4 protein-coding genes and 1 pseudogene are annotated in these 9485 nt (G+C 68.3%); 2 read left to right on the top strand and 3 right to left on the bottom strand.

The annotated features are described in order from the left end of the window. Positions 1–510, top strand: a pseudogene (locus tag GT042_RS12725) (ketol-acid reductoisomerase); the annotation flags it as partial. A 71-nt stretch (positions 511–581) separates the two neighbouring features. On the opposite strand, the gene GT042_RS12720 reads toward GT042_RS12725, so the two are convergent. Both GT042_RS12720 and GT042_RS12715 read right to left on the bottom strand, forming a co-directional pair. After that, positions 582–3248, bottom strand: coding sequence for a right-handed parallel beta-helix repeat-containing protein (locus GT042_RS12720; protein WP_161308812.1), 2667 nt, complete (start codon positions 3246–3248; stop codon positions 582–584). 374 nt (positions 3249–3622) lie between these two features. After that, positions 3623–5116 carry a cellulase family glycosylhydrolase gene (locus tag GT042_RS12715; protein ID WP_161308811.1) on the bottom strand — a complete coding sequence of 498 codons (1494 nt, stop codon included), beginning with the start codon at positions 5114–5116 and terminating at the stop codon, positions 3623–3625. Positions 5117–5468: 352 nt separating this feature from the next. On the opposite strand from GT042_RS12715, the gene GT042_RS40095 reads away from it, so the two are divergent. After that, entirely contained in the window at positions 5469–8657 is a 3189-nt protein-coding gene (locus tag GT042_RS40095; RefSeq protein ID WP_345943753.1) for a glycosyl hydrolase family 8, read from the top strand. Between the two features lie 107 nt (positions 8658–8764). On the opposite strand, the gene GT042_RS12700 is transcribed toward GT042_RS40095, so the two are convergent. Beyond that, a partial coding sequence (locus GT042_RS12700; protein ID WP_161308810.1) for a helix-turn-helix transcriptional regulator occupies positions 8765–9485 on the bottom strand: 721 nt, incomplete at its 5' end.

Raw genomic sequence — 9485 nt, 5'->3', positions numbered from 1 at the left:
CTGGCGCTCTCCTACGCGAAGGGGATCGGCGGCACGCGCGCCGGCGTCATCAAGACGACGTTCAAGGAGGAGACGGAGACCGACCTGTTCGGTGAGCAGGCGGTCCTGTGCGGTGGTACGGCGGCGCTGGTCAAGGCGGGCTTCGAGACGCTGACCGAGGCCGGCTACCAGCCGGAGATCGCGTACTTCGAGTGCCTCCACGAGCTGAAGCTGATCGTGGACCTCATGTACGAGGGCGGCCTGGAGAAGATGCGCTGGTCGGTCTCCGAGACCGCCGAGTGGGGCGACTACGTCACCGGCCCCCGCATCATCACCGACCAGACCAAGGCCGAGATGAAGAAGATCCTCGCCGAGATCCAGGACGGGTCCTTCGCCCAGACCTGGATGGACGAATACCACGGCGGCCTCAAGAAGTACGGGACGTACAAGGCCCAGGACTCCGAGCACCTTCTGGAGACCACGGGCAAGGAGCTGCGCAAGCTCATGAGCTGGGTCGACGCCGAAGCGTAGGGCTCACATGACACCGGCTCCCATGACACCGGCGAGCCCCCTGCCGCACGCGGCAGGGGGCAGCCGTTCGTTCACACGAGAAAACCGTCGAGGGTGCTGTACTGACCGGACAGCTTGGTCACGACGACGGTGTGCGTGCCGGAGGAGAGCTGACCGGAGGTGTACAGGGCGACGTTCGCGTGGCGTACGCCGTCGCTCGGCAGGGTGCTGACGACCTGCTGCGGTCCGCCGTCGATGCTGATGCCGATGTTCCCCTGGTCGGTGTTCTGCTCGCCGTACACCGTGACCTTGGTGCCGGTGAAGGTGAGCGAGGCGGTCGACCCGTTGGCCGTCGCGTAGTGGACGTCGTTCCGGTGGTCGCCGTAGGAACGGCCGCCCGCGTACGCGAACCCGTTGTAGGTGATTCCGCCGTCGTCGTCGTTGAGCCGGATGGTTCCGGGGACCTGCGGAGTGACGGAGATCTGCCCGGCCGAGGTGCCGGCCGGAACCGGCACGATCATGAATCCGCTGGACAGGCGGGTCACGTTGCTGACCTGGGTGGTACCGATGTACACCGGCGTGGCCGGGCCGAAGCCCTCACCGGCGACGAGCACCTGGGTCGCGTTGGCCGTGGGCGACACGTAGAAGATCCTCGCGGGGACGGAGAGGACCGGCGCGAAGGAGCCGGAGCCCGCGCCCGCGGCCCGCAGCAGACCGTTGGGGATGTGGCTCGGCCCGGGGGTCGCCGGGATGGTCGTGTTCCCGCTCGCGTGGGTGTCGACAGGTTGGGCGCAGGGGTACGACTGGATGCGGGCGGAGAAGTAGTTGCCGGTGATCCAGAGGTGACCGGTGGGGCTGCAGCCGCCCTGGGAGCTGTCGCCCGCGCCGAAGGCCACGTTCCCCTGCCAGTTGACCCACTCCGCGCCGGCGTCGTCGTAGTACGTGAAGTTGGTCGTCGGGCCGTTGTAGGCGATGTTGCCGGTGACCTGGAGGCCCTTGGCCAAGGTCTGCACCGGGTCGATCGTCGTCCCGTCCGCCTGGTACACGTATTGCGCCTGGTGTCCCTCGACGTAGACGGCGCCGCCGTCGCTGCGGACGGACAGGTAGTCGTGCAGGATGTTGTTGCTGATGGTGTTCGAGCTGTTGATGTTGGTGGTGTTCTGCGGGGTGGTCGCCTGGTTGACGTGACCCTGGATGACTCCGGCGGTGATGGCGGTGTACGGCAGGTCGTACAGGTTGTTCCGGGTGATGGTCGTGCGCTGCGAGAACAGCAGGGTGATCCCGCTGGCCGAGGAGTAGTCCGTACCGATGTGATGGATGACGTTGTCCGCGACGGTGGTACCGGTCAGGATCTCGTTGGTGCCGATCGTGGCGGTTTCACTCGCTCCGTTGGGCGTGCAGTTCTGCTTGATCCCCGCGGCTTCCGACGGGTCGGTCGGCAGCGGGTCGTAGGTGCAGCCGAGGAGGAGCGCGGTGGAGGCGATGTCGGTGAACTCGTTGCCCTGAATGAGGGTGTTGGCCGCTCCGTACCGCACGCCCAGTCCGGCGCCGCCGAGTTGGGAGAACCGGTTACCGGTGAGCGTGACGTTCTTGGCGGCGGTGACCGTGACGTTCGCCAGGGGCTGGGTCAGCGCTCCCCAGGGGCAACTCCCGGCGGGGGTGGAGAAGTTGCACATGCCCTGGTTATTCGCGCCGGTCATCCGCAGGTTGCTCTGCACGTCGGAGAAACCGGCGCCGGTGGAGGGCGCGTTCCAGGTCGCGTACGAGAACTGGAGTCCGCCGAAGGTGAGGTCGTGCACGGGCGCGGCGAGGGTACCGGCGATCTGGACGAGCGTTTCGAGGCGGGGCAGTTCCACGTCGAGGGCGGACATCTGCTGGCCGGCGGACGGCTTGTAGTAGAGCGTGCCGCCGGGGCCGTCCAGGAACCACTGTCCGGAGCCGAGCAGGGTCTGCGCGTTCTCGATGCGGGCGGGCATGGTGTTCACCGACATGGACGGCAGGCCGCCGCTGGCTTGCGCGTAGGACGCCCGGGCGGTCACGTTGGTCCAGCACGGCTGGCTCATCCTCAGCGTCCCGGCCGCCGCGGAGAAGCTCGCCACCCGGCATCTCGACTCGGTCCAGGGCCCGTTGCCGCCGGGGTAGTCGAACTCGACTCCCGCCACCTGGCTCGCGGTCAGCGCCCCGAACCACGCCATCGCCGCCGGGTCGCCGGAGATCGTGTAGCCGGTGGACGATCCGGTCCACGCGCCCCGGAATCCCAGGCTCGCTGGGATCGCCCGCGCGGTCGGGGCCGCGCGCCCGTCGACGTACACCTGACGGCTGTCGCTGCCGGCGGGTACGGGAGCGCCCCAGACCCCGCCCGTTCCGCGCTGCGTCCATCCGGTGACCCGGGTGGCCCCCGAGATGACCGGCCGCGCCCCCGGCGCGGCCTTCCACACCACGGGGTGCCCCGGCGTACCCGAGTCGGCAGGACCGAAGGACCAGGTGCTCGACAGGCGGTACGTCCCGTCGGCCAGCAGCACGGTGACGTCGGCGGAACTGTTGGCGGCGAGTTGGGCGCGTACCGCCTGCTGGGCACCGGACAGAGAACACGGAGCCGAGGTGGAACAGGCCGAACCGCCGCCGGACGGTGACGCGTAGAGCGTCACGGAGGCGGCGGCGCCGGCGGTCGCGGACTGGGCTTCGGGCGCCGTCAGGATCAGCCCGAGAGCTGCCGCGACAGGACCGACGCGGCGCAGGAACCTGCGCGTGTGCCGCATGAGTGAACGTGGTGGTGACACGGGACCTTGAGGCGACACGGGCGGGTCCTTCCCTGTGCGGATGCCTGACTTGACGAGCACTTACATCCGATGTTTGGGGAATGGTCGACCCGTCCGGCGTTCGCGTCAAGGGTTCACGCACAGCATCCGTCACTCATATCACTTATCAGTCAAGGCACTTAGTCGAGCACGCGCCACCTCACGCCCCCAGCGCCGCCCGGCCGGCTACCCGTAGACACAGATTCATCGGGTGTCTACTCGCCGGAGATGATGCTCTCCCACATGGCGCACCCGCCCGGCAGGGTGCCGGGCGGGTGCGGCGGTTCTTGTGTGCGGTGGCCGGCGCGAGTTCCGCCGGTGCGGGTGTGGGGTTGTCAGCCGGTCGGGAAGTTGTCCGGCGTACGGATCTGGTCGCGGATCCACACTCCGGCGGGCTTGAGCGGGGCCGTGCCGGTCCACGGACCGTTGGCGTCGCAGGTGCCGGGCTTGAAGACGGCACCGGAGCGCTCGTCGTCGGAGAAGTTCCAGTTGACCCAGCTGATCTTCTTGGCCGCCATCAGGTCCAGATAGCGCTTTGACATCGTGAAGTCGTTCGCGCCCTCGCCGGCCGAGTTCTGCGTTCCGAACTCCGTGACGAACAGGGGCAGTTTGTCCGCCGCGCGCGAGAGGGTGTCGAGGTACTCGGCGTCGTGCGAGGCCGCGTAGAAGTGGAAGGTGTACATGATGTTGGCGGCGTTCACCGGGCCGGCGGTGATCTCACTCTCCGAACTTCCGTCGGAAACACCCAGGGAGGACCAGGCGCGGGTGCCGACCAGGATCGGCGTGTTCGGGTCCTGCTGCCGCACGACGGGGATCAGCTGTTCCGCGTAGCTCTTGATCTTCGACCAGCTCACCCCGTTGGGCTCGTTGGCGATCTCGTACAGCAGATTGGTCTTGTCGCGGTGCCGCTGCGCGATCTCGGTGAAGAAGGTCTTCGCGCGGGCCAGGTTGTGGTTGGGGTCGCCGGGGGTGAGCTGGTGCCAGTCGACGATCACGTACAGCCCGCGCGCGGTGGCCTGCTCGATGAGACTGTGCACCAGATCGGTGAAGCGGCGGGGGTCGGTCTCGTAGCCGCCCTCCTGCACGTAGGTCGACACGCGCAGGACGTCGGCGTTCCAGTCCTTCGCCAACGCGTCCAGTGAGCCGCCGGTGAGGCACTGGCCGTACCACTGCGTGCCGTGGCTGCTCATGCCGCGGAGCTGGATGGGCTTGCCGTACTGGTTGCACAGCTTGGTGCCGCACACCTTCAGGCGTCCGTTGATCCCGGCGGGCGTGTTCGCGCTCGGACCGCCCGGTCCACCCGGTCCACCGGGGGTGTCGACGGACAGGTGGTCCACGTTGGGGCCGCCGTCGGAGGTCGTGGCGGTGGCCCTGACGGTGTTCGAACCGGCCTTGAGAGCGACGTCGAGGGACGTGGTCACCCAGTTCGTCCAGGCGCCGGTGCCGGCGAAGGATTTGGCGGCGGCCACCTTGACACCGTTGACGGTGATGTCCATGGCCCGGTCGGCGGCGGTGCCGTTGGCGAAGCGCAGGGCGAGCGAGGCGGGTCCTGCCGCGGTCGCGTTCACCGTCCACTGGACGTAACTGCCGGTCTCGTTCTCGTAGTTGACGAATCCACTGCCGGTGAACCCGGCGTGGTTGGACTCGACGACGCCGCGCGAGACGGTGGCGGCCTCCGCCTCGTGGACGACGGCGGCGCGCGGTGCGGAGGTGGCGGCCGGGGCGGACGCCGCGGAGGACAGCGGAAGCGTGGCGGCCAGCGCGAACGCGAGCACGCCCGCCGTACCGAGGCCGCGCCAGGTGGGGCGAGGGGAGCGTAGTGAGGTCATCGTCGGGGCTCACTCTCCGAGGGGGGAAGGGGAGGCGGCGGTCATGCGACGTAAGGGACCGCGGCATCAGAAGGAAACTTTCCTAACAGTCAAGGAAGTACCAGGAGCGTCTCGCCGTCGGCAAGAGGGATGAACACATGCCTCATGCAAGCGAGTTCGGGGCGCCTGTTCGGCAACTCCCGGCGGATCGCGGTCCCTATGCACCCCGCCAACGGAGCCCGAAGAATCTATTGACGGACTAACAGGAAACCTTATTAACTATCGCCCCAAGTGAGCCGGTGAGCCCCCGGCTCCGTCCCCTCGGAAGGTCTCGATGCCACCCAACTCCCCTCGTTTTACAGGCAAGTTCACGGTGCTCGCGTTAGGTGCAGCTCTCACCGGCATTGCTGTCCCGACCACGTTCGCGACCGCCTCGTCGCCCGAATCCTCCGCATTCAGCGCGCCGGCGGCCGCCGACCGGCTACCCGCGCTGGATCTCTCCCAGAGCAATCGCCGCGCCCCCGTCCCAGGTCTGTACGACTGGTCCAAGGCGGGGTATCGCGGCGGTCAGCCTCTGCCCGGCGCCTCGGACGTCAACTCGAGCGCCACCTGCAACATCACGCCCGACAAGCTGTCCGGTCAGTACCAGGTCAAGGCGAACGACAACGTGGACGACTCGGCCGGCCTCCAGGCCGCGATCGACGCCGTCCGCACCTCCTGCTCGGGCAGCGCGACCTACAACAAGCTGTCGCTGATCACACTGCCCCCGGGAACCCTGAACGTCTCGCGGCAGCTCGGTGTGGACGCCGACTACCTGATCCTCCGGGGCGCGGGCAGCGGCTCGGGGGGTACCAGGTTCGTCTTCAGGCCGGACGCCAACACGAAGTACGACACCCTCACCGAGGACGGGGCCGACTGGGACGAGGACGGCATGACCGCCGGCTCGGCCAAGGGCGGCTGGATCTGGCCCGGCCGGGGCCTGTTCCGCGTCCAGTCCCGTCAGGTGGACCCGGCCTACGCGTCGGAGTACAAGTCGGCCCCGGCGAACCGCAAGGACCTCTTCGAGGGCACGGCCAACGTGCACTGGAAGGCCGGAGTCGCGCTGACGGCGAAGGCCGGCGACCAGGGATTCTCGGCGCGGAAGGGCGACAAGGTCGTCCATCTCGCCTCGAACGCGAAGTTCACCAACCTGAAGGCCGGAGCGCTCGTCAACGTCCGGGCCGCGAACTCGCGGAAGTTCTACGACGAGCAGAAGGCCCTGCCCACCGAGTACCCGTTGCTCAACATGCACATGCGCCAGCAGATCTTCCGCCTCACCGCGGTGGACACCGCCAAGCGCACCGTCACGCTCGACAAGCCACTGGAGTTCGACGTTCCCGTCGACTCCACCTCCGACGGCTCCGCCGCCCTGGACGGCGCCGTCTACGCCTCCAAGGTGGCCCCGCTCGTGGACCCCGTGGTCGGCGTCGGCTTCGAGAACTTCTCGTTCGTCCATGACATCCCGGGCGCCGACAAGAACGAGGCCCTGCACAACTACGGCAACATCGCCCCCGAGCAGGAGATGCACGGCATCGTCTTCAAGTGGGCCGCGGACTCCTGGGTCCGGGGGATCCGTTCCGAGATGACCGGGTCGCACCCGATCGTCACCGAGGAGGCCAAGAACCTCCAGATCGTCGACAACACCTTCGACGGCTCCTGGAACAAGGGCAAGGGCGGCAACGGGTACTTCCGCGGGTCGCGTGTATGGGACTCGCTGTACTCCGGCAACGTCTCACGCAATCTCCGGCATTTCACCTTCCAGTGGTCGGCGTCGGGGAACGTCGTGATCGGCAACGACTTCGACTCCGACCTCAACCTGCACGGCGGCTGGGAGCGCCACAACCTGTTCGAGCGCAACCTCGTGCACGTGCCGTACAACCACAGCTCGAACAACTGCAAGGCCAACTGCGGTGAGGAGGGCGGCGGCGGCCCCGACGACTCCACCTGGTACCCGATCTGGTGGGGAGCGGGCAAGAAGGCCGTGAAGTGGTCCGGGGCCTCGGGCCCGCAGAATGTCTTCTTCAACAACGACCTGCGCAAGCAGAAGACGGCCGGCGGCGCGTACACCAGCTTCTACAGCGAGCCCAAGCGCGTCTACCAGTTCGGCTGGAACGGTACGTCGTACCAGCACCTGGACATCGGTGGCAGCCCGATCGCGGACTGGGCCAAGAACGAGACGCGCGACTACACCAACGGTCACGGCGTCGACGCCACCAGGACCGACTCCGGTGCGTCCCTCTTCCTGAAGAACGCGCCGGCCATGCCCACGGTCCCGACGGACCCCACCGACCCGACGGACCCCACCGATCCCACGGATCCGACCGACCCGACGGACCCCACGGATCCGACCGACCCGACCACTCCCCCGGCCGGCGGGGTCAACGTCCCCTTCGGCAGCCACACGTTCGACTACGCCGCGGGCACCATCAAGGTCTCCGGTGACCGGGCCGCCAACGACAAGAAGGTGGTGGACTACTACAAGAAGTGGAAGGCCGCCTTCGTCACCTCCACCTGCGGCAACGGCTGGTCGGCCATCGCATCCACCGATGCCGACCACCCCTACGTGGCCGAAGGCCAGGGCTACGGCCTGACCATCCTGGCCACGATGGCCGGCGCCGATCCCGACGCCAGGAAGTCCTTCGACGGCGTCCTGAAGTTCGTCCTCGACCACCCGTCGGTGAACAACGCCGATCTGCACGCCGCCGAGCAGGACAGCACGTGCAAGAGCGTCAACGGCAGTGACTCCGCGACCGACGGGGACCTGGAGATCGCCTACGCACTGCTGCTCGCCGACAAGCAGTGGGGCAGTTCGGGCACGTACAACTACAAGCAGCTCGCCGTGCGGCGCATCAACGCCATCAAGGCCAGTGAGGTGGTACCGGGCACCAAGCTGATGAACCTCGGCGACTGGTCCTCCGGCAACTACGACACCATCAGCCGTACCTCCGACTGGCTGCCGGGCCACTTCAAGGCGTTCCGCAAGGCCACCGGCGACGCCACCTGGGACCAGATCCTCACCAAGCACCAGACCCTGATCGCGGACCTCCAGTCCAAGTACGCCTCCAAGACCGGTCTGTTGCCCGACTTCGTGGTCAAGACCAACACCTCCACCCCGCAGCCGGCCCCGGGCCAGGTCCTGGAGTCGGACCTGGACGGCGCCTACTCCTGGAACGCCTGCCGCGACCCGTGGCGGCTCGGCGTGGACGCTCTGACCACCGGAGACGCCAAGTCCACCGCCGCGGTCCGCAAGATGAACACCTGGATCAAGCAGACCACCGGCGGTGACCCGAACAAGATCCAGACCGGCTACAAGCTCGACGGCTCCGTCGCGGAGTCCGGCTCGGAGGTCGCTTTCATCGCCCCGTTCGCGGTGGCCGCGGCCACCGACCCGGGAAGCCAGGCCTGGCTCGACGCCCTCTGGAACAAGCTCAACTCCGTTCCCCTGGAGCCCTCCAGCTACTACGGCTCCAGCATCCAGCTCCAAGCGATGATCGCCGTCACCGGCAACCACTGGCTGCCGTGACAGTCTCGTCCCCCGGCTGACGCCGGCGGCGCCCGTACCCCGGAGCGGGGTACGGGCGCCGCCGGCATGGAGCCGGGGTGGCTTCACCCGTGCCGGTTCCGGATCGGCTACCGGTGGCCGAGTGCGGCGAGCAGGGCCAGTTTCCCCGCGGCCTCGGAACCGGGCTCGGCGGTGGAGGCGACGATGCGCACGTCGCTGCCGGGCACGGTGAGCACGTCGCAGTCGAGGGCGAGCTCGCCCACCTCGGGATGGACGATGGTCTTACGGGTCGATTCGTGGCGGGCCATCACACCGGACTCCCAGACGTCGGCGAAGCGCTCGGAAGAGCCGTGCAGGCCGGCGATCAGTTCCTTGAGGCCCGGGTCGTTCGGGTAGCGGGCGGACGCTTCACGCAGGTCACTGACGATCGCGACGTCGAAGGTGTCGTCCTGGCCGGGCCAGGTGAGCACACGTGTGGGGCCGGGGCCGAAGCGGGACCGTACGATGTTGGGTTCGGGCGGTTCGCCCATCAGCGCGGTCCACATCGCATTGGCGGTCAGCAGGTTCCAGGTCGCGTCGTAGGCGCTCACCGGAACGCCGTCGAGCCGGTCGAGCAGCCGCCGCACTCCGGGCGCCAACCGGGCCGGGACCAGGCCGCGGTCGGGCGGGCGCAGGCCGGCCAGTTGGAAGAACAGCTCCCGCTCGGCCGGGTTCAGTCGCAGCGCGTGCGACAGCGCGTCGACGACCTGCGCCGAGGGTGCGGTCGCCCGGCCCTGCTCCAGCCGCACGACGTAGTCGACCGAGACCCCGGCCACCAGTCCCAGCTCCTCGCGGCGCAGGCCGGGGGCC

Source organism: Streptomyces sp. SID3212 (assembly GCF_009865405.1).
Classification (GTDB): Bacteria; Actinomycetota; Actinomycetes; order Streptomycetales; family Streptomycetaceae; genus Streptomyces.
The sequence above is the reverse complement of the archived record's forward strand: the minus strand, read 5'-3'. Positions and strand labels throughout refer to the sequence as shown.

Bases quoted from the DNA above. Each gene is read 5' to 3' on its own strand.
- GT042_RS12720 (WP_161308812.1), bottom strand. From the start codon at position 3,248: ATGCGGCACACGCGCAGGTTCCTGCGCCGCGTCGGTCCTGTCGCGGCA.
- GT042_RS12715 (WP_161308811.1), bottom strand. From the start codon at position 5,116: ATGACCTCACTACGCTCCCCTCGCCCCACCTGGCGCGGCCTCGGTACG.